The 19,939-nt window shown below is 72.4% G+C and carries 15 protein-coding genes; 13 read left to right on the forward strand and 2 right to left on the reverse strand.

Annotated elements, in window-relative coordinates; translation table 11 throughout:
• Positions 1-192: 192 nt before the first annotated feature.
• The 7 genes from ABIC70_RS12485 to ABIC70_RS12515 all read left to right on the forward strand — a co-directional run bounded on the left by ABIC70_RS12485 (position 193) and on the right by ABIC70_RS12515 (position 8,049).
• Positions 193-1,794, forward strand: a complete 1,602-nt coding sequence (locus ABIC70_RS12485) for a YcaO-like family protein (RefSeq protein WP_053609049.1) — start codon at positions 193-195, stop codon at positions 1,792-1,794.
• Complete coding sequence (locus ABIC70_RS12490) at positions 1,791-2,663, forward strand: sugar phosphate isomerase/epimerase family protein (RefSeq protein ID WP_179697089.1); 873 nt, start codon at positions 1,791-1,793, stop codon at positions 2,661-2,663. The genes ABIC70_RS12485 and ABIC70_RS12490 overlap by 4 nt, the downstream gene beginning before the upstream one ends.
• A gap of 85 nt (positions 2,664-2,748) precedes the next feature.
• Positions 2,749-3,987: a glycosyltransferase family 4 protein gene (locus tag ABIC70_RS12495; protein ID WP_287089100.1), complete on the forward strand. Its 1,239-nt coding sequence runs from the start codon at positions 2,749-2,751 to the stop codon at positions 3,985-3,987.
• 157 nt (positions 3,988-4,144) lie between these two features.
• Positions 4,145-4,903, forward strand: a complete 759-nt coding sequence (locus ABIC70_RS12500; protein ID WP_354439805.1) for a PIG-L deacetylase family protein — start codon at positions 4,145-4,147, stop codon at positions 4,901-4,903.
• On the forward strand, positions 4,893-5,522 hold the full coding sequence (locus ABIC70_RS12505) for a uracil-DNA glycosylase (RefSeq protein WP_043350466.1): 630 nt from the start codon (positions 4,893-4,895) through the stop codon (positions 5,520-5,522). The genes ABIC70_RS12500 and ABIC70_RS12505 overlap by 11 nt, the downstream gene beginning before the upstream one ends.
• Positions 5,523-5,673: 151 nt before the next feature.
• Entirely contained in the window at positions 5,674-6,762 is a 1,089-nt protein-coding gene (locus tag ABIC70_RS12510; RefSeq protein WP_043350479.1) for a lysylphosphatidylglycerol synthase domain-containing protein, read from the forward strand.
• 15 nt (positions 6,763-6,777) lie between these two features.
• Positions 6,778-8,049, forward strand: coding sequence for an ATP-binding protein (locus ABIC70_RS12515; RefSeq protein ID WP_078947064.1), 1,272 nt, complete (start codon positions 6,778-6,780; stop codon positions 8,047-8,049).
• On the opposite strand, the gene ABIC70_RS12520 is transcribed toward ABIC70_RS12515, so the two are convergent.
• The gene (locus tag ABIC70_RS12520) at positions 8,031-8,642 is read right to left on the reverse strand and encodes a glutathione S-transferase family protein (RefSeq protein ID WP_354439806.1); all 612 of its coding nucleotides are present in this window, start codon (positions 8,640-8,642) and stop codon (positions 8,031-8,033) included. The two genes, ABIC70_RS12515 and ABIC70_RS12520, sit on opposite strands and share 19 nt — an antisense overlap.
• Positions 8,643-8,820: 178 nt before the next feature.
• Here ABIC70_RS12520 and ABIC70_RS12525 point away from each other — a divergent pair, with 178 nt between their 5' ends.
• From ABIC70_RS12525 to ABIC70_RS12535, 3 genes are all read left to right on the forward strand, one after another.
• Positions 8,821-11,295 (forward strand): heavy metal translocating P-type ATPase, encoded by a 2,475-nt coding sequence (locus tag ABIC70_RS12525; RefSeq protein ID WP_354439807.1) that lies wholly within the window; start codon positions 8,821-8,823, stop codon positions 11,293-11,295.
• On the forward strand, positions 11,292-11,765 hold the full coding sequence (cueR, locus tag ABIC70_RS12530; protein ID WP_043356871.1) for a Cu(I)-responsive transcriptional regulator: 474 nt from the start codon (positions 11,292-11,294) through the stop codon (positions 11,763-11,765). Before ABIC70_RS12525 ends, cueR begins: the two co-directional genes overlap by 4 nt.
• Before the next feature lie 278 nt (positions 11,766-12,043).
• Entirely contained in the window at positions 12,044-13,216 is a 1,173-nt protein-coding gene (locus ABIC70_RS12535) for a M20 aminoacylase family protein (RefSeq protein WP_043381111.1), read from the forward strand.
• Positions 13,217-13,557: 341 nt separating this feature from the next.
• Here ABIC70_RS12535 and ABIC70_RS12540 read toward each other — a convergent pair whose 3' ends face one another.
• On the reverse strand, positions 13,558-14,958 hold the full coding sequence (locus ABIC70_RS12540; protein ID WP_354439808.1) for a leucyl aminopeptidase family protein: 1,401 nt from the start codon (positions 14,956-14,958) through the stop codon (positions 13,558-13,560).
• Positions 14,959-15,087: 129 nt separating this feature from the next.
• Here ABIC70_RS12540 and ABIC70_RS12545 point away from each other — a divergent pair, with 129 nt between their 5' ends.
• The 3 genes from ABIC70_RS12545 (at position 15,088) to ABIC70_RS12555 (ending at position 19,893) form a co-directional block, all read left to right on the forward strand.
• Positions 15,088-15,906, forward strand: coding sequence for a tetratricopeptide repeat protein (locus ABIC70_RS12545; RefSeq protein WP_446720978.1), 819 nt, complete (start codon positions 15,088-15,090; stop codon positions 15,904-15,906).
• Between the two features lie 437 nt (positions 15,907-16,343).
• On the forward strand, positions 16,344-19,043 hold the full coding sequence (gene acnA, locus ABIC70_RS12550; protein WP_043356884.1) for an aconitate hydratase AcnA: 2,700 nt from the start codon (positions 16,344-16,346) through the stop codon (positions 19,041-19,043).
• Between the two features lie 163 nt (positions 19,044-19,206).
• Positions 19,207-19,893, forward strand: a complete 687-nt coding sequence (locus ABIC70_RS12555) for a metal ABC transporter permease (protein ID WP_182592860.1) — start codon at positions 19,207-19,209, stop codon at positions 19,891-19,893.
• The last annotated feature ends 46 nt before the right edge of the window (positions 19,894-19,939 follow it).

Genomic DNA, 19,939 nt, shown 5'->3' on the forward strand with positions numbered 1-19,939 from the left:
AGCTACCTATCCAATCCAAGCCGCACCCTCATCCTGAGGTGCCCGCACCAGCGGGCCTCGCGGGAGGGCTCCAGGAAGCGCTGTGCCGTCCAGAGCCCTCCTTCGAGGCCTTCGCTGCGCTCCGGTAGCTCAGGATGAGGGGATGGGCAGGACGAAGGTGAGCAGGCGGTCCGAGGAACACGGGAACACGACGTGAGCAACGCAGACGGCTTCCACGACCAGGACGACCGCGCCCGGCACGCGCGGATCAAGGCGCCGCGCCCCTATCGCTTCGGCGCCAAGCGGCCGATCGAGGGGCTGCCCGAGACCCTGCCGGATCCCGTGCGCGCCTATCTCGACGTCCTGCCGGAAGGGCGCATCGTCGGCTTCCCGCTGGCGCCCCTCGACCGCACCGGCATCCCGGTCTGGTTCGTGGCCCTGTTCCTCGACGACCCGTTTTTCGTGGGCGCGATGCCGTCGGGCATCGGCTACGGCGCCACCGACGACGAGGCGCTGATCGGCGCGGTCGCCGAAATCGCCGAGAACCTGATGCCCTCGCTCGCGGTGCTGCCCCGGGCCAAGGAACGGGCGAGCTACACCGACCTCGCCCGCGTCTACGGCGCCAAATCCGTCGCCGACCCGCTGACCCTCTGCCTGCCCGCCGGCTCCCCGGTGGGCCGGGACACGGTGCTCGAATGGACGCCCAGCGTCCGGCACGCCACGGGCGAGATCGTGCTCATGCCGCTCGACGTCGCCGCCACCGACTATTTCGAGCTGTCCGAGGGCTACAAACCCTTCACCAACCTGATCACCAACGGTCTCGGCGCGGGGCCCGACGTGCCCTTCGCGCTGGGCCACGGCGTCCTTGAGCTGCTCCAGCGGGACGGCAACGGCCTGCTGTTCCGGGCTCTCGACCAGGGCGTGATGCTCGACCTCGACGGCATCGGCCCGGAGAATGCCGCGATGCTGGCCCGGCTCAAGGAGCTCGGGATCCACGCGCTGCCGAAATTCGCCACCGACCAGTTCGGCCTCACCAACCTCTACGTCGTCGGCTACGACGCGGATCCGGCGCGCACCCCGGCACCGATCGCCCTGTCGGCCTGCGGCGAGGCCTGCGATCCGGACCGGGAGCGGGCCCTCCGCAAGGCGCTGCTCGAGTTCCAGGCCGCGCGGGTGCGCAAGACCTTCGGCCACGGCCCCCTCGACATGGCCGCCACGGTGACTCCGCCGGGCTACATCGACGCCTTCATCCAGAAGGCGCTTCCGAGCCTCGATCTCGAGGAGAGCCGCGCCCTGCAGGCGATGCTCGAATGGATCGAGATGCCCGCCGCCGACCTGCGCGGCGTGCTGGCCGACACCGTCTATTCGGAGCGGAGCACCAAGCGCTTCGCGGACCTGCCCTCGACCCCGGCCGCGGACGGGCATGCCAGGGGCAAGATCGCCTGCGACCGGCTTACGGAGGCCGGGTTCGACGTCCTCTACGTCGACTGCACGCCCCCGGGCGGCGGGGTCGGCGTGGTCAAGGCGATCGTGCCGGGGCTCGAGGTCGAGACCATGAGCTACTACCGGATCGGCGAGCGCAACACGAAGAAGCTCATCGACCGCGACCACCCGCTGATCAAGTTCGGCACCGAGAGCGAGACCCTGCGGCCGGTCCGCCTGACGCCGGAGGCCCTGGAGCGTTTCGGGGGGCAGCCGCTGTTCGACGTCGCCCTGGCCGAGCGGATCGTCGGGCGGCACTATCCGCTCTATCGCGAGCCGGAATCGCACCACGCGCCGTTCCGCCTCGCCCAGCGTCAGGGGAGGGCGGCATGACGCTCCGGTTCGCCTACAACACCAACGGCGCGGCCAACCACCGCCTCGACGACGCGATCCACCTGATCAAGGCCGCGGGCTACGACGGCGTGGCCCTGACGCTGGACATCCACCACCTCGATCCGTTCTCCGAAACCTGGGCGGCCGAGGCCGGCCGGGTGGCGAGCCTGCTGGAGAAGCTGGAGCTGAGCTGCGTCATCGAGACGGGCGCCCGCTTCCTCCTCGACCCCACCGCCAAGCACGAGCCGACGCTCGTGACGGCCGATGCCGCGGGCCGCGCCCGGCGGGTCGGCTTCCTCAAACGGGCCATCGAGATCGGCGGCATGCTGAGCGCCGAGGCGGTCTCGTTCTGGGCCGGCGTGCCGAAGCCCGGCGTCGATCCCGGCGAGGCCCGGCGCTGGCTGGCCGAGGGGCTGCACGAAGTCGCGGCCTTCGCCACGGAGGCGGGGGTCGTCCCCTGCCTGGAGCCGGAGCCCGGCATGCTGATCGAGACCCTCGACGATTACGCGGCCCTCGACGTGCCGGGGCTGAAGCTCGCCCTCGATACCGGCCACTGCCTCGTCACGGGCGAGCGCGAGCCGGCGGCGGCCGTGCGGGAATTCGCCGACCGGATCGGCACCGTGGCGATCGAGGACATGAAGCGCGGCAGCCACATCCACCTGCCCTTCGGCGAGGGCGACATGGACGTGCCGGGCGTCCTGGAGGCGCTGGAGGCGATCAACTTCGGCAAGCTGATCTGCGTCGAGCTGTCCCGCGAGAGCCACCGGGCCGACGTGATGATCCCGCAGGCGCTCGACTACCTCCGCGGCTGCCGGCGCCCCGGCCCGGTTCTGGCCGGCGAGCAGGAGACGCGGCGGCAATGGCAGTGAGAGACGAGCCGGGGCGAGACGGGACGCCGGCGCGGGAGAGGGGGCCACGCGGCGCCTCTCCCGGTCTGCGCGAAGGGGCGGCACGATGAGAATCCTCTTCCTCAGCCGCCGCTACTTCCCCGCCATATCGGGCATGAGCGTCTACGCGCAGAACCTGCTGCGCGAGTTGGTCGGCGCCGGCCACGACGTGACGATGATCTCGCAGTACCGGGGCGACGCCTTCGGCACCCGCGTTTACGGCGGCGGGCCGCCGCCGCCGGTGCCGGGGGTGCGGGTGATCGGCCTGGAGCAGCTCGGCGAGCAGACGTCGGGCGATTTCGAGCGCGACATCGCCACCATGGTGGACGCGATCGCCCAAGAGCACGCCCAGAACCCCTTCGACATCCTGCACGCGCAGTACGGCTACCCGACCGGCTGGGCGGTGCTGCTGGCCGCCCGCAAGCTCGGGGTGCCGAGCGTCGTCTCGATCCAGGGCGGGGACGGCCACTGGGTCGGCTCCTGCTGCGAGACCCACCGGGTCGCCATGTGCGAGGTGCTGGCCCACGCCAACGCCCTGCTGATCGGCGGCGCCTCCTTCGTGGACGAGGTCTGCGAGCGCCTGGGCTCGGACCCCGCCCGCTTCACGATCGTGCCCGGCGCGGTCGACACCGAGCGCTTCGCGCAGGGCACGCCCGACGGGCTGCCGGCGCCCCATGGCGGGCCGGTGCGGCTGTTCTACCACGGCCGGGTCGACCGCCGGAAAGGCGTGCTCGATTTCATCGAGGCCCTGGCGATCCTGCGCGCGCAGGGCACGCCCTTCGCGGCCACGATCTCGGGGATCGGGCCCGACGTGGACCCGGCCAAGGCGCTGGCCGCGGAGCACGCCTTCTCCGAGCGCGAGATCGCCTTCACGGGCTATGCCGAGTACGGCTCCGTGCCCGACCTCTACCGCCGCGCCGACGTGTTCGTCTCGCCGACCTACGCGGAGGGGTTCTCGAACACGATCCTGGAGGCGCTGGCGGCCGGGCTCGCCACCGTCTCGTGCCACGCGGTCGGCGTGTCGGACTGCCTGCGCGACGGGGAGAACGGGCTGCTGGTGAATCCGGGCGACGTGCCGGCGCAGGCCGCCGCGCTTACCCGGATCATCACGGACGCGGCGCTCCGCCGCCGCATCGCGAGCGCCGGCCTTGAGGAGTGCCGGCGGGTCTATTCCTGGCACGCGGTCGGGCGGCAGATCATGGAGGTCTACGCGCGGGTACGCTCCGAGACGCCGGCCACCGACTTTGCGACGGACCTGCCCGACGATCCCAGCTGCCGGTTCCGCGCCGAGCCACACCTGCTCTGACGGGACTCCGCACTTGGGCCGTCCCATCCGGGGCCTCGTCCTGAGGTGCGCCCGCGGGGCGCAAGCCGCGAAGGCGCCCTCGCGCCGGCACTGCGCTCCGGCACCTCCGGATGAGGCTCGGGGTTGGAGCATCCCCCCAGCCGACAGGCTCTGAACCATGCCGATCGCCCTCGCCCTGTCCCCCCATCTCGATGATGCGGCCTTCTCCTGCGGCGGCCTCCTGGCGGGCCTGGCGCGGGACGGCTGGCGCGTGGTGATGGCGACCCTGTTCACCGGCAGCGTCGCCGACCCGACGGGCTTCGCCCTCGCCTGCCAGCTCGACAAGGGCTTGGCGCCGGAGGTCGACTACATGGCCCTGCGCCGGGACGAGGATGTCCGCGCCGCCGCCGCGCTCGGCATCGCGCCGCCCGTCCACCTGCAGTTCCGGGAGGCGCCGCACCGGGGCTACGGCGCGCCGCCGGAGCTCTTCTCCGAGACCCGCGCCGACGACGGCATCGTGGGCGACCTCGCCCCCGCCCTGGCGGATCTGATCGCCGCCGAGCGGCCCGACCTGATCCTCGCCCCCCAGGCGATCGGCGGCCATGTCGATCACGTCCAGGCGGTCCGGGCGCTGCGCGGGCTCGCTGTGCCGTCACCGATCCTGTGGTGGCGCGATTTTCCCTACACGGTGCGGGAGGCCGCGCCGAAGGCGCCGCTGGCCGCGCTGTTCGCGGGGCTTCCCGAGCCGGTGATGCGCCTCGATCCGGAGGCGCAAGCCCGCAAGCGCGCCGCCTGCGCGGCCTATGCCAGCCAGATCGGTTTCCAGTTCGGCGGCGTGGCCGGCCTCGACGCGCGCCTCGCCCGGGAGGAGGGCCTCGAGCGCTTCCGCCTGTCCGGCCCGCTCGGCGTGACCGTCCCCGGGCTCGATGCCGGCTGAGCCGCAGGCGCCGAGGGCCCTGGCCGATCCGGACGCCCTCGCGGCACGCCGCGCCCTGATCGGCAGCCCCCACATCGCCCCCATCCGGGCCCTCGCCGCGCGCATTGCGGCCGAGCGTGGCGCCCCGGTCCCGGCGCCCGACCCCCTGGATGGCGGCGTCGACGCCCGGATGCTGCTCCTCCTCGAGACGCCGGGCCCGGCGGTGCTGCGCACCGGCTTCGTGACCCGCGACAGCGCGAACGGCACCGCCGCGAACCTGTTCCGCTTCCTCGCCGAGGCCGGCATCGCCCGCGCCGACACGCTGATCTGGAACGCCGTCCCCTGGCTGATCCACCAGGAGGGCGCACGCAACCGCGCACCCCGCCGCGCGGAGGTCGCGGCCGCCGCGCCCTATCTGGCCCCGCTCCTCGACCTCCTGCCGCGCCTCGCCGTGGCGGTGCTGGCCGGCCGCTTCGCCGGCGAGGCGGCACCGGCGCTCGCGGTGCTCCGCCCCGACCTGCCGGTCATCCGGGTGCCGCATCCGAGTCCGACCTATGTCTGCACCGCGCCGGAGGTGCCGGCTCGGATCCGGCGAGGCCTCGCCGAGGCGGCGGCGCGGCTCGGGCGGATGCCCGGCTGAGGATAGAACGCCTGTCCCGGCGGCCGCTTCCCTGGTCTTGGGCGCCGGTTCGGCCTACATGCGGGGCAACGGGCCGCGGTCCGGGAGTTTCCGGCTCGGGCTGACGGCCTTCGGCCGGGCCGCGCAGCCGGAAGGGCGGACGCCGATCGGCATGAATTTTCAGGGACAGCACCGGAGCCCGGCCGAGCCGGTCGAGCCGGTTGAGCACGATGCCGCCGCGGACGCGAAGCGGAAGGTCCGGCGCAGCCGCTATGCCTGGATCGGCACGGGCGCCAGCATCGTGCTGTTCGCGGTCTCACTCGGCGTCCTGTGGAAGCTCGTCCAGAGCGTGAGCTGGGCGGAGGTGCGCAGCGCCATCGCGGCCGCGACCGCCGAGCAGCTCGGGCTCGCCTTCCTGTTCGTCGGCGTCAGCTACGTGTTCCTCACCGGCTACGACGCGCTGGCCCTGCGCCAGCTCAAGATCAAGGTGCCGTACCGGATCACCGCGCTCGCCTCGTTCACGAGCTATGCGGTGAGCTTCACCCTCGGTTTCCCGCTGCTCACCGCCGGCACGATCCGCTACTGGATCTATGCCCGGCAGGGCCTGTCCACCGCCAAGATCGCGGCTCTGACCGTGATCGCCGGCTTCACCTTCTGGCTCGGCATGGGCGTGGTGCTGGGTCTGAGCCTGATCATCGAGGCGGGCCAGCTCGCCGGGCTCGCCTTCACGTCGATCCGGATCAACCAGGGCGTCGGCCTCGCGGCGCTCGCCCTCGTGCTCGGCTACCTCGCCTGGGTCTCGGCCAAGAAGCGCAGCATCACCGTCAAGCACTGGCGCCTGGAACTGCCCGGGGCCTCCGTCTCCATCGGCCAGATGATCGTCGGGATCGGCGACGTCTGCGCGGCGGCGGCCGTGCTCTACGTTCTGCTGCCGCAGGAGACGACGCTCGGCTTCACCACCTTCCTGGCGATCTACGTGCTCGCCGCCATGCTGGGCATCGCGTCGAACGCCCCCGGCGGCATCGGGGTGTTCGAGGCGACGGTCCTGCTCGCCCTGTCGAGCCTGCCGCGCAACGAGGTGCTGACCTCGCTGCTGCTGTTCCGGGGCTGCTACTACGTCGTCCCGTTCGTGACCGCCCTGGCGATGCTCGGCCTGTACGAGATCGTCAAGCGGGCGGGCGGCGCGCGCGATCCGGGGCCTCCGGAGGGCACGGCCGGCCCGTCCGGCCGGGCGTGGCGCGACGAGTCCGAAACCCGCTGATCCGCCGCGCCTGCCATGTCCGGTCGCCTGCGCAGCTCCCCCGCCTGGACCGGCGCCGCGATCGCCGCGGGCCTGCTCGGGCTTGCCACCGCGCTGGCCGGGCGGCTCGATCTCCCGCTGATCCTGACCGGGCTCGTGGCCGTCTGCCTGGGCGGCTGGCTCGGCGGCCGCGGCCGCGAGGCCCCGGTGCCGCGTCCGGCTGCAACCACGCAGCGCCACGCCGTCGCCGAGGCGCTCCTGGCTCACGTGCCGGATCCGGTGATCCTGGTGGACCGGCGCACCCTGGTGGTGGAGGCGAACCCCGCCGCCCGGGCCCTCCTGCCGGCCCTGCACCACGCCCGGCCCCTGTCCTTTGCGCTCCGCGACCCGGAGGTCCTCGACGGCGTCGAGGCGGTGCTGAGTTCCGGCCTGCCGCGCCGCGTCGCGCTGTCGACCCGGGTGCCTCTGGAGCGGACCTTCGAGGTCCAGATCGGCGCCCTGCCGATGCCCGACGGATCCGGCGTCAGCGCGCTGCTGTTCCTGCGCGACCTCACCTCGGCCCGGCGTCTGGAGGCCATGCGGGTCGACTTCGTCGCCAATGCGAGCCACGAGCTGCGCACGCCGCTGGCCACCCTGATCGGCTTCATCGAGACCCTGCAGGGCCCCGCCCGCGATGACGCGCAGGCCCGGGAGCGCTTCCTGGAGATCATGCGCGTCCAGGCCCTGCGCATGACCCGGCTGATCGACGATCTGCTGTCGCTGTCGCGGATCGAGCTGCGGGAGCACGTGGCCCCCACCGCCGTGGTCGATCTCGCGGCGCTGGCCCGCCAGATGGTCGACGCCCAGGGGCCGCCCGCCGAGGCGCGGGGCGCCACGATCCGCCTGGAGGAGGGCGCCGGCCCCTTCGCGGTCCCCGGCGATTCCGACGAGCTCGCCCGGGTGATCGAGAACCTGATCGAGAACGCCGTCAAATACGGTGGCGGCCGGATCAGCGTCGGGCTCGCCCGCGAGGACGATCCGCGGCTCGGGCCCCGGATCGTCCTGTCCGTGGTCGATGATGGGCCGGGCATCCCGCCCGAGCACATCCCGCGGCTCACGGAGCGCTTCTACCGGGTCGACGTCGCGTCGAGCCGCGCCCGCGGTGGCACGGGCCTGGGGCTCGCCATCGTCAAGCACAGCCTCAACCGCCACCGCGGACGCATCGCCATCGAGAGCGCGGTGGGGGAGGGGACCACCGTGCGGGTCAGCCTGCCGGAATACGGCACCGCCGCGCTGCCGCCCCCGGCCGATCAGGCCGGCCCGGCATAGGGGCCGATCCCGAGGCCGTCCTCGACGCGCCCGATCCAGGCGCGGATGGCCCCGTAGCCCGCGAGGTCGAAGCCGCCCTCATGGGCCATGCGGGTGTAGGCGACGAGCGCCACATCGGCGAGGGTCATGGCCTCGCCCGCCAGGAAGGCGGAACAGGCCAGCGTCCGCTCCATCAGCCGCAGGGCGTCGGCGCCCCGCTCGGCGAGCTTCGGGTCGAGATCCTCCGGCGCCCGCTTGAGGTAATGGAGCTGGTAGCGGCGGACTGCGATGTAGGGCTCGTGGCTGTACTGCTCCCAGAACATCCACTGCAGCATCCGGGCACGGGGCAGGGCCGCTTCAGGGATCAGCGCGGAGCCCTCCGCGAGATAGACGATGATCGCGTTCGACTCCGACAGCACGGCGCCGTCGGGCAGGACGACGATCGGCACCCGCCCGGCGGGGTTCCGGGCCAGGAATTCGGGCGTGCGGGTCCCGCCGCCCGGGACATCCACGTCGCGCCAGACCGCCGGGATGCCGAGATGGGCCGCGACCCACTTGACCTTGAGGCAGTTCCCGGAGCCCGGGTCGCCATAGATCGTCAGCGGTTCGCTCATCCGCGCCCTCGTCGCTCCGGTATGCGGGAAGCTTGGCCGGGCGCGAGCGATTCGACAACGGGCGAAGCGGCTCGCCATCGCCCGGATCTGTCCGATATCCGGCCCGCGCGCCCTTGACCTTCCCATGATGGGAAGCCCCATCTGACCCGGCATGGATGCTTCGAACCGGATCACCGCCATGTCGAAATCCGTCGCCCTGACCCTGCCCGTGACGGGCATGTCCTGCGCCTCCTGCGTCGGCCGCGTGGAGCGCGCCCTCGCGGCGCTGCCCGGCACCCGGGACGTGGCGGTGAACCTTGCCACCCAGCGCGCCAGCCTCGTCCTCGATGGGGGCACGAGCCCGGTGGAGGTCGCGATGGCGCTGGCGGAGGCCGGCTACCCCGTCCCCGAGACGCAGAGCCTGCTGGCCGTGGATGGCATGTCCTGCGCGAGCTGCGTGGGCCGGGTCGAGCGGGCGCTGGCCGCCGTGCCGGGGGTGACCGGAGCCAGCGTCAACCTCGCCGCCGGACGGGCCGCGATCCGGCATCCCGAGGGCGTCGTGTCGATGGACGATCTGGTGACGGCCGTGGCGGCTGCCGGCTACGACGCCCGCCCGGTCGAGGCCGGCCAGCCGGCCGACCCGTCGGCCCGTCAGGCGGAGGAGGGCCGCGCCCTGCGCCGCGACCTGATCGCGGCCGCCGTGCTCTCGGCGCCCGTCGTCGTCCTCGACATGGGCGGCCACCTGCTTCCCGGGCTGCATGGCGGCCCGGTGACGGCCCTGGTCCAGGCGATCCTCGCCACCCTGGTCCTCGCAGGGCCGGGGCGGCGCTTCTTCCTGCGCGGCGTCCCGGGCCTGCTGCGCGGCCATCCCGACATGAACGCCCTGGTCGCCCTCGGGGCCGGGGCCGCCTACCTGTACTCGCTGGTCTCGACCCTGGCGCCCGACCTCCTGCCGGCGGGGGCCGCGCACCTCTACTTCGAGGCGAGCGTCCTGATCGTCACGCTGATCCTGCTCGGCCGGACCCTGGAGGCCCGGGCCAAGGGGCGCACCGGCCAGGCGATCGCCCGGCTGATGGACCTGACCCCGAAGACCGCCCGGATCGTCCGCGACGGCGCCGAGACCGAGGTGCCCCTCGACGCCCTGCGCCTCGGCGACGTCGTCCGGGTGCGTCCGGGCGAGCGGGTGGCGGCGGACGGCGCCGTGGTCTCCGGGACCAGCCATGTCGACGAGAGCATGGTGACCGGCGAGCCCGCGCCGGTGCGCAAGGGGCCGGGCGATTCCGTGGTCGGCGGCACCCTCAACGGCCGCGGCAGCCTCGACCTGCGGGTCGAGGCCGTGGGCGGCGCCACCGTGGTCGCGCAGATCGCCGCCATGGTGGAGCGCGCCCAAAGCGGCAAGCTGCCGATCCAGGCCCTGGTCGACCGCGTCACGGGACGGTTCGTGCCGGCGGTGATCGGGATCGCCGCGGCGACCTTCCTGGCGTGGCTGCTTCTGGCGCCGGCCCCTTCGCTGGGTCCGGCCCTGGTCAACGCCGTGGCGGTGCTGATCATCGCCTGCCCCTGCGCCATGGGTCTGGCGACGCCCACCGCCATCATGGTCGGCACCGGACGCGCGGCGGCGCGCGGCGTGCTGTTCCGCGACGGTGCCGCGCTGCAGGGCCTGCGCGACGTGCGGGTCGTGGCCCTCGACAAGACCGGTACCCTGACCGAGGGCCGCCCCCGGCTTACCGAGATCGTGCCGGCTGCGGGCATCGCCGAGGCCGAGGCCCTGGCCCTCGCGGCCGCGCTGGAGACCCGCTCCGAGCACCCGCTGGCCGGCGCCGTGGTGGCGGCCGCCCGCGACCGCGGCCTCGCCATGCCCGAGCCGGACCGCTTCGAGGCGGTGGCGGGCTTCGGAATCTCCGGACGGGTCGCGGGCCGGGCCGTGGCTGTCGGCGCCCCGCGCTACCTGGAACGGCTCGGCGTCGCCCTGAACCCGGATCTCGCCGCCCGCGCCGAGACGCTGGCCAGCCAGGGCCGCAGCCCGGTCCACCTCGTCCTCGACGGCCGCCATGCCGCGATCCTGGCGGTGGCCGATCCTGTGAAGGCGGGGGCCCGTGCGGCTGTGGCGGCGCTGAAGGCGCGCGGCCTCGTGGTGGCGATGGTCACGGGCGACGACCCCGTCACCGCCGCCGGCGTGGCGCGGAGCCTCGGCATCGACGCGGTGGCCGCCGGGGTATTGCCCGGCGGGAAGGTCGAGGCCGTCCAGCGGTTCCGGGCCGAGCACGGGCCGGTGGCCTTCGTGGGCGACGGCATTAACGACGCGCCGGCACTGGCGGAGGCCGATGTCGGGCTGGCCATCGGCACCGGCACCGACATCGCGGTCGAGAGCGCCGACGTGGTGCTGATGTCGGGCGACCTCAAGGCCCTGGTCGAGGCCCTGGCGCTGTCGCGGGCGGTGATGGCCAACATCCGCCAGAACCTGTTCTGGGCCTTCGCCTACAACGCCGCCTTGATCCCGGTGGCGGCCGGCGTGCTGGTGCCGTTCGGCGGCCCGGCCCTGTCGCCGATCCTGGCCGCGGGCGCCATGGCGTTTTCCAGCGTGTTCGTCCTCGGCAATGCCCTGCGGCTGCGCCGGGCCGGCGGACGGCCCGCGGCCGGCGCGGCGCCCGCGCTCAACGCGAGGGCGGCATGAGCGCGGCGAGTCTGACGATCGGCGAGGCGGCGCGCCGCACCGGCGTCTCGGCCAAGATGATCCGCTGGTACGAGGCGACCGGCCTGCTGCCGCCGGCCGCGCGGTCCGAATCCGGCTACCGCCATTACGGCGACGCCGACCTCCACACGCTCCGCTTCATCCGCCGCGCCCGCGACCTCGGCTTCAGCGTCGACGCGATCGCGGATCTGCTGGCGCTCTGGCGCGACCGCGCCCGCCCGAGCGCCGGGGTGAAGGCGATCGCGCAGGAGCAGATCGCCGATCTGCGCCGCCGCATCGCCGAGATGGAGGGGATGGCGCGGACGCTGGAGCATCTGGCGGAGGCCTGCTGCGGCGACGAGAGGCCGGATTGCCCGATCCTCGACGATCTCGCCGCGGACGACCATCCGCCCGAACCACGGCGGCGCAGCCGCGGGCTGGCGGGGCGGGGACCGGCGCGGGGGGCGGCCTGAGCGGACCGGAAGGCGCACTGGTCCGCCGGCGGAGGCTCGGTGGCGCGCCACGATCCCGGCTCGCCTCCCTCTCAGAACGGGGCGATCCGGTGAATCCCCCTGCGAGGTCGGTGCGCGGCGCTCCCGGTTCGGGTGGGTGATCCGGATGGCCGGGCTCTGCGCGTCGTCCGGATCGGGCCCTGGGCGCCGCGCATGCGCCAAGCGCGGCCGTTGACGGCGGCGCTGGCCCCGGCTTTGCTGGTCCGGCCCACCCCAAAGGCCACGAAAGCCCCGACCCGATGCCCGTCCTCGAACGGATCCGCGACTTCGCCGACACGATGACGGCGTGGCGGCACGACCTGCACGCCCATCCCGAGCTGCTCTACGATGTCACCCGCACCGCCGGCTTCGTGGCCGAGACGCTGCGGTCCTTCGGCTGCGACGAGGTGGTCACCGGCATCGGCCGCACCGGGGTGGTCGGCGTGATCCGGGGCAAGGGCTGCGCCTCCAACCGCGCCATCGGCCTGCGCGCCGACATGGATGCCCTGCCGATCCAGGAGGTGCGCGACCTGCCCTACCGCTCCACCGTGCCGGGCAAGATGCACGCCTGCGGCCATGACGGGCACACGACCATGCTCCTCGGCGCCGCCAAGTACCTCTCTGAGACCCGGGACTTCGACGGGGCGGCCGTGCTGATCTTCCAGCCCGCCGAGGAGGGCGGGGGCGGCGGCGAGGCCATGGTCGAGGACGGCCTGATGGAGCGGTTCGGCGTCGAGTCGGTCTACGGGATGCACAACATCCCCGGCATGGCGATCGGCACCTTCGCGATCCGCCCGGGGCCGATCATGGCCTCCACCGACCGCTTCACCGTGACCATCGAGGGGCGGGGCGGGCACGCGGCGCTCCCGCAGAACGCCATCGACAGCGTGCTCGTGTCGAGCCACGTGATCATCGCCCTGCAGAGCATCGTGTCGCGCAACCTCGACCCGGTGCAGCAGGCGGTGGTCTCGGTCTGTGCGCTCGAGGCCGGCGAAGCCTTCAACGTCCTGCCGCAGACCGTGACCATGCGCGGCACCATGCGCACGCTGTCCCAGGCGGTGCGCAGCCAGATCAAGGGACGGATCGAGACCCTCGTGGCCGATATCGCCGGCGGCTTCGGCGCCCGCGGCCGGGTCGAGTACGGATCGAGCTATCCGGTCACCGAGAACCATCCCGCCGAGACCGACTTCATGGCCGATGTCGCCGAGGCCCTGGTGGGGCGAGAGAACGTCGATCGCGCGGTGGCGCCGATGATGACCGCGGAGGATTTCTCCTACATGCTCGGCCGCCGCCCCGGCGCCTACATGTTCATCGGCAACGGCGACAGCGCCTCGCTCCATCACCCGCATTACGATTTCAACGACGCGGCTGCGCCGTACGGGGCTTCCCTATGGGCGCGCCTGATCGAGACCGGCTTGCCGCTCACCGCCTGAGCGCGCGCCCCGCCGTCCCGACCCTCGCGGAGGCCGTTCCGGTCCCGCAACGGGGGGCCGACCTCTCCGTCTCCGGCCCATTCGCCGGGATGCGACGGTCGGCGGCACGGTCGTGCTCTGCTCCCGACGGGCCTTTGTCACGGCTCCGCTGATCGGGCGCCGGCGGTTGCCCCCCGGCGGCGATCCGCGTGGCCTTGCGGTTCGGTCTCGGGCCGCTCCGCATCGTGCGCCGGGGCCGGGATCCTGCCACGCCAGGCGGATCGGGCCCGATCAGGCGATCCTCGCGCGCAGCGGGGCGGGGACGGGCTTGCAGCGCCGGCCCTGCCGGGCCGGAGGCCGGATCAGTTCCCGTAGCGCGTCTTGAGCAGCGTGTAGGTCAGCCGCGCGGTCTGAACCTCGCCGCCCTCGGGCCGCCCGGGCTTGGTGGAGGGGTTCCAGCCGTAGAGATCGAAATGGCCGTGCGCCTTGGTGTTGGGTGCGAAGCGGCGCAGGAACAGGGCCGCGGTGATCGCCCCCGCGAACGGCCCGCCGGACACGTTGTTGAGGTCGGCCACCTTGGAGTCGAGGAGGCTCGCGTAGGGCGCGTGCAGCGGCATGCGCCAGACCGGATCGATCGCCGCCCGGCCGGCCTGTGCCACCGCTTCGGCCAGCGCGTCGTCCTCCGTGAAGAAGGCGGGCAGGTCCGGCCCGAGGGCCACCCGGGCGGCGCCGGTGAGGGTCGAGAAGTCGAGGATCAGGTCGGGGGAGTCCGCGTCCGCGAGGGCGAGCGCGTCGGCCAGGATCAGCCGGCCTTCCGCATCGGTGTTGCCGATCTCGACGCTGAGCCCGGCCCGGCTCGGCAGCACGTCGCCGGGGCGGAAGGCGTTGCCCGATACGGCGTTCTCCACCGCGGGGATCAGCAGGCGCAGGCGCAGGCGCAGGCGCGCGCCCATGACCATGTCGGCGGCGGCCAGCGCTGCGGCGGCCCCGCCCATGTCCTTCTTCATCAGCAGCATCGCGGCCGACGGCTTGATGTCGAGGCCGCCGGTGTCGAAGGCCACCCCCTTGCCGACCAGGGTCACGCGCGGCGCATCCGCCGGCCCCCAGGTCAGGTCGATGAGCCGTGGCGCCCGGGGCGAGGCGGCGCCCACCGCGTGGATCAGGGGATACTCCGTGGCGAGCGCCTCGCCCTGCGTGACGGTGACGGAGGCGCCGTGGCGCGCGCCGAGCGTCCGGGCCGCCGCCTCGATCTCGGCGGGGCCGAGATCGTTGGCCGGCGTGTTGACGAGATCGCGGCCCATCGCCACCGCGGCGGCGATCCGCTCCACCTCGGCCGCGTCGATGCCGGCCGGCGCCACGAGCCGGGCTTGGCTCCCGCCGCCGGAGCGGTAGCGGCCGAAGCGGTAGCTCCCCATCAGCCAGGCGAGCGCCGCCTCGGCGGGCTCGGGCGCGTCGTCCAGCCGGAACACGCCCTCCGGCAGAAGCCCCGGCAGCTTGCCGACGAGCAGCCGGTCGTGGGCCGCCGCCTCCGGATCGCCGAGGCCGAACAGAACCCGCGCGAGGCTGCCGTCGGGGCCGGGCAGCAGTGCGAGGCCGCCCGCCTTGGGCTTGAAGCCGATGGCCCGGGCGAAGCTCCGCTGGGTCGGTTCCAGGCCGGCTTCGACTTTTGCCCAGCTCCCGGTCGTGACCAGGCTCACCGGCACGGCCTGCGTGTCGCCGGGCAGGAGCCCGAGGGTCGTCGCCGGAATCTCGGCCTGGGTCATGTGCCTCTCGCATGCCGTCCGGATGGGCGGCTTAACCGGTGGTTAGGGTTAACGCTCTATCACCGGCCGGCCGGGAGCGTGAAGCGCGTGCCATCGCGTCCAGGCCAGATGCCGGCGGAGCGTACCATGATGACGGCCCTGATCCGGGTCACACGATCCCAGGCCAATGCCGGTGGCCGCGCCGCTCTGGTGGCGGCCGTCGTCGCGCTGGGGCTTGCCGGCTGCAACACCCGCTCTCCGGAAACGACCGGCTCGATCGGCTCGCTCGAGGGCACACCGGCCGCCGCCGCGGTGCCCGCGCGACAGGACATCGACCGGCTGGCCGAGCGGTTCAACGCCGATCCCACCGACGGCCGCACGGCGATCGCCTATGCCCGCGCCCTGCGGGCCACCGATCAGATCAGCCAGGCCTCGGCGGTGCTGCAGCAGGCGGCCCTGCGCAACCCGCGCGACCGGGTCCTCCTCGGCGCCTACGGCAAGTCGCTGGTCGAGGCGGGTCGATTCCGCGAGGCGATCGACGTGCTCGCCAACGCGCATACGCCCGCCAATCCCGACTGGCGCATCCTGTCGGCACAGGGCTCGGCCTCCGCCCAGCTCGGCGAGCAGGAGCGTGCGCAGAGCTTCTACGAGGCCGCCCTCAAGATCCGGCCGAACGAGCCCTCGCTCCTGTCCAATCTCGGCCTGTCCTACGCGCTGTCGCGCAATCTCGATCTCGCGGAGCAGACCCTCCGGCAGGCCGCCGACCAGCCCGGCGCCGACGCGCGGGTGCGGGCGAATCTCGCCATGGTCCTGGGCCTCAAAGGCCGCTTCGCCGATGCCGAGGCGGTCCTGCGCCGCGACATGAGCCCCGAGGAGGCGGCCACGAACGTCGCTTCCCTGCGCCGGCTCGCGGCCCAGCCCAATCGGCCCAAGTCGCTGTCCGGCCTGGGGGCGCCGGGCCAGGGGTGACGCGACGGCCCATCGGCCTGATACTTCGGTCCGATCTGCGCCGAAACCCGTGGCGGCCGGTCACCCCGCCGGTCCGGGCCCGCCCTCAGTGTTCGCGACCGACGATGCACCCGACGCAGAGGTCGCCTGACCCCATGCGCGGAACGGGACGGCGCGCGCACCCGCTCACCGCCGTCGTGCCCCCTCCGCACCGTGCCCGACAGGAAAACGCACCTGTCACGACGACCCGGTAGCGGCCAGATTCGAAAAGTTCTATATCCCTCCCCGGCTGCGCCGCGCGGCATCACGGGCGTCCAAATCGCCCCCGCGCATCGTCCTGCCCGGGCACTCCCGGGGCGGCGCGCGCCCGTCGGGCGCTACACAGGCCGAACACGGATCTCGTAGCGCAGGTCTTGCCTGCGCGTGTTCGACAACCCGCAGCGAGGATAGAACCAGCCGTGCCCTCACTCGACAGCTTCAAGGCCCGCCAGACGCTCGAAGCCGGCGGCAAGACCTACACCTACTATTCCATTCCCGCGGCCGAGAAGAACGGCCTCGCCTCGGCCACCGCGCTGCCCTTCTCCATGAAGGTGATCCTGGAGAACCTGCTGCGCTGCGAGGACGACCGCTCGGTCAAGAAGGCCGACATCGCGGCCGCCGTCGGCTGGCTCGACCAGAAGGGCAAGGCCGAGGTCGAGATCGCGTTCCGCCCCGCCCGCGTGCTGATGCAGGACTTCACCGGCGTGCCGGCGGTGGTCGACCTCGCCGCCATGCGCGACGCCATGGTGGCGCTGGGCGGCGACCCGCAGAAGATCAACCCGCTGGTGCCGGTGGACCTCGTCATCGACCACTCGGTGATCGTCGACGAGTTCGGCACCCCGAAGGCGCTCGCCGACAACGTTGCCCTGGAATACTCGCGCAACGGCGAGCGCTACACCTTCCTGAAGTGGGGCCAGTCGGCCTTCGACAACTTCTCCGTGGTCCCGCCGGGCACCGGCATCTGCCACCAGGTGAACCTGGAATACCTCGCCCAGACCGTCTGGACGAAGTCCGAGGACGGGTCCGAGGTGGCCTATCCCGATTCGCTGGTCGGCACCGATTCGCACACCACCATGGTCAACGGCATGGCCGTGCTGGGCTGGGGCGTCGGCGGCATCGAGGCCGAGGCGGCCATGCTCGGCCAGCCGCTGTCGATGCTGATCCCCGAGGTCGTGGGCTTCAAGCTGTCGGGCAAGCTGCCCGAGGGCACCACCGCCACCGACCTCGTGCTCACCGTCACCCAGATGCTGCGCAAGAAGGGCGTGGTCGGCAAGTTCGTGGAGTTCTACGGCCCCGGCCTCGACGACATGGCGGTCGCCGACCGGGCCACGATCTCCAACATGGCTCCGGAATACGGCGCCACCTGCGGCTTCTTCCCGATCGACCAGAAGACCATCGACTTCCTGAAGGTCACCGGCCGCTCCGACGACCGGATCGCCCTGGTGGAGGCCTACGCCAAGGCGCAGGGCATGTGGCGCGACGCCCAGACCCCCGATCCGGTCTTCACCGACACGCTGGAACTCGACATGGGCGAGGTCCGGCCCTCGCTCGCCGGCCCGAAGCGCCCGCAGGACCGGGTGCTCCTCGACGGCGCCAAGCCGGGCTTCGCCGGCTCGATGGAGACCGAGTTCAAGAAGGCCGCCGACATCGCGCGCCGCTACCCCGTCGAGGGCACGAACTTCGACCTCGGGCACGGCGACGTGGTGATCGCGGCGATCACAAGCTGCACCAACACGTCGAATCCCTCGGTGATGATCGGCGCCGGGCTTCTGGCTCGCAATGCGGTGGCCAAGGGCCTGCGCTCCAAGCCGTGGGTGAAGACCTCGCTCGCGCCCGGATCGCAGGTGGTCGGTGAATATCTCGAAAAATCCGGCCTGCAGGACCCCCTCGACGCGCTCGGCTTCAACCTCGTGGGCTTCGGCTGCACCACCTGCATCGGCAATTCCGGCCCGCTGCCGGAGGCGATCTCCAAGGCCATCAACGACAATGACATCGTGGCCGCGGCGGTGCTCTCGGGCAACCGCAACTTCGAGGGCCGCGTGAACCCCGACGTGCGGGCGAACTACCTCGCTTCGCCGCCCCTCGTGGTCGCCTACGCGCTGGCCGGCTCGATGCAGATCGACATCACCACCGAGCCCCTCGGCCTGGGCTCGGACGGCAAGCCGGTCTACCTCAAGGACATCTGGCCGTCCTCGGCCGAGGTGCAGCAGTTCATCGAGGAGAACATCACCTCGGCGCTGTTCAAGTCCCGCTACGCGGACGTGTTCGGCGGCGACCAGAACTGGAAGGACGTCGAGGTCACCGAGGCCGAGACCTTCGCGTGGAACCCGGGCTCCACCTACGTGCAGAACCCGCCCTACTTCGTCGGCATGGAGAAGACCCCGAAGCCGGTCGAGGACATCGCGGATGCCCGGATCCTCGGCCTGTTCCTCGACTCGATCACCACCGACCACATCTCGCCCGCCGGCAACATCCGCGCGGCCTCGCCGGCCGGCGAGTACCTGCAGTCGCATCAGGTGCGCGTGCAGGACTTCAACCAGTACGGCACGCGGCGCGGCAACCACGAGGTGATGATGCGGGGCACCTTCGCCAACATCCGCATCAAGAACCAGATGGTGAAGGACGCCTCCGGCGGCGTGGTCGAGGGCGGGTGGACGCACTTCCAGCCCTCCGGCGAGAAGATGTTCATCTACGACGCGGCGATGAAATACGCCGAGCAGGGCACGCCGCTCGTCATCTTCGCCGGCAAAGAGTACGGCACCGGCTCGTCGCGCGACTGGGCGGCGAAGGGCACGAAGCTGCTGGGCGTCCGCGCCGTGGTGGCCGAGAGCTTCGAGCGCATCCACCGCTCGAACCTCGTCGGCATGGGCGTGGTGCCGCTGGTCTTCCAGGGCGACACGAGCTGGCAGTCGCTGGGCCTGAAGGGTGACGAGACCGTCACCATCAAGGGCCTCGCCGGCGAATTGAAGCCCCGCCAGACGCTCACCGCGGAGATCAAGTCCGCCGACGGTTCGGTGAAGCAGGTCCCGCTGACCTGCCGGATCGATACCCTCGACGAGCTGGAATACTTCCGCAACGGCGGCATCCTGCCCTACGTGCTGCGCTCGCTCGCGGCCTGACCATGCACCGGGCGGTCCTCGGGCCGCCCCCGCGACCGACGAGGCGGCGTCCCCCGGGCGCCGCCTTATTTGTTTCTCAGGGCGATCATTTCGCTTGCGCACAACCTTGTTTCGCGCGCGTGTCGCCCCATAACCGGGCTTCCGCATCCAGGATGGGACCCCGATGAAGCACCTCAGCAAGACCCTCGCCGCCGCCGGCCTGACCGCCCTCCTGTCGAGTGCGGCCTTCGCCGCGCAGGTCGAGCGCGTCCGCGGTACCGTGGACAAAGCCGACGGCAGCACGCTCACGATCAAGACCGACGACGGCAAGACCGAGACGGTGGATGTCGCGGGCGCCAAGTTCGCCTGGGTGGTCCCGTCGAGCCTCGATCAGATCAAGGACGGCGTCTTCATCGGCACCGCCACCAAGGGCGAGAACCCGATGACCGCCCTGGAGGTCGTGCTCTTCCCCGAGTCGATGCGCGGCACCGGCGAGGGCCATTACGGCTGGGATACGATCACCGATCAGACCGCGGGCGCCGGCGCCAAGGTGAAGAGCGCCATGACCAACGGCACCGTGAAGGCCGAGACGTCGGGCGCGCCCAAGGTGAAGAGCGCCATGACCAACGGCACCGTGAAGGCCGACAAGGCGGCCTCCGGCGGCGAGCGCACTCTGACGGTGAGCTACGGCAAGGACGGCTCCAAGGAGATCGTGGTGCCCTCCTCGGCGCCGATCGTCGCGTTCGAGCCCGCCGACAAGGCGATCCTGACGCCCGGCTCCAAGGTCTTCGCCGTGGTCGCCAAGGATGGCGCCAAGGCCGACGGCAAGCTCATCGCGGTCGGCAAGGATGGCCTGACCCCGCCCATGTAAGGCCGGACGGCCCGCCCGACGCATTCCGTCGCGCGGGCCGATCAAG

The organism is Methylobacterium sp. 1973, assembly GCF_040545035.1.
GTDB classification, from domain to species: Bacteria; Pseudomonadota; Alphaproteobacteria; order Rhizobiales; family Beijerinckiaceae; genus Methylobacterium; species Methylobacterium fujisawaense.

Coding starts and splice junctions, on each gene's coding strand:
- ABIC70_RS12540 (WP_354439808.1), bottom strand. CDS start 14,958: ATGACCCAGGCCGAGATTCCGGCGACGACCCTCGGGCTCCTGCCCGGC.
- ABIC70_RS12545 (WP_446720978.1), top strand. CDS start 15,088: ATGACGGCCCTGATCCGGGTCACACGATCCCAGGCCAATGCCGGTGGC.
- ABIC70_RS12500 (WP_354439805.1), top strand. CDS start 4,145: ATGCCGATCGCCCTCGCCCTGTCCCCCCATCTCGATGATGCGGCCTTC.
- ABIC70_RS12535 (WP_043381111.1), top strand. CDS start 12,044: ATGCCCGTCCTCGAACGGATCCGCGACTTCGCCGACACGATGACGGCG.
- ABIC70_RS12495 (WP_287089100.1), top strand. CDS start 2,749: ATGAGAATCCTCTTCCTCAGCCGCCGCTACTTCCCCGCCATATCGGGC.
- cueR (WP_043356871.1), top strand. CDS start 11,292: ATGAGCGCGGCGAGTCTGACGATCGGCGAGGCGGCGCGCCGCACCGGC.
- ABIC70_RS12490 (WP_179697089.1), top strand. CDS start 1,791: ATGACGCTCCGGTTCGCCTACAACACCAACGGCGCGGCCAACCACCGC.
- ABIC70_RS12515 (WP_078947064.1), top strand. CDS start 6,778: ATGTCCGGTCGCCTGCGCAGCTCCCCCGCCTGGACCGGCGCCGCGATC.
- ABIC70_RS12505 (WP_043350466.1), top strand. CDS start 4,893: ATGCCGGCTGAGCCGCAGGCGCCGAGGGCCCTGGCCGATCCGGACGCC.
- ABIC70_RS12525 (WP_354439807.1), top strand. CDS start 8,821: ATGTCGAAATCCGTCGCCCTGACCCTGCCCGTGACGGGCATGTCCTGC.
- ABIC70_RS12520 (WP_354439806.1), bottom strand. CDS start 8,642: ATGAGCGAACCGCTGACGATCTATGGCGACCCGGGCTCCGGGAACTGC.
- ABIC70_RS12555 (WP_182592860.1), top strand. CDS start 19,207: ATGAAGCACCTCAGCAAGACCCTCGCCGCCGCCGGCCTGACCGCCCTC.
- ABIC70_RS12510 (WP_043350479.1), top strand. CDS start 5,674: ATGAATTTTCAGGGACAGCACCGGAGCCCGGCCGAGCCGGTCGAGCCG.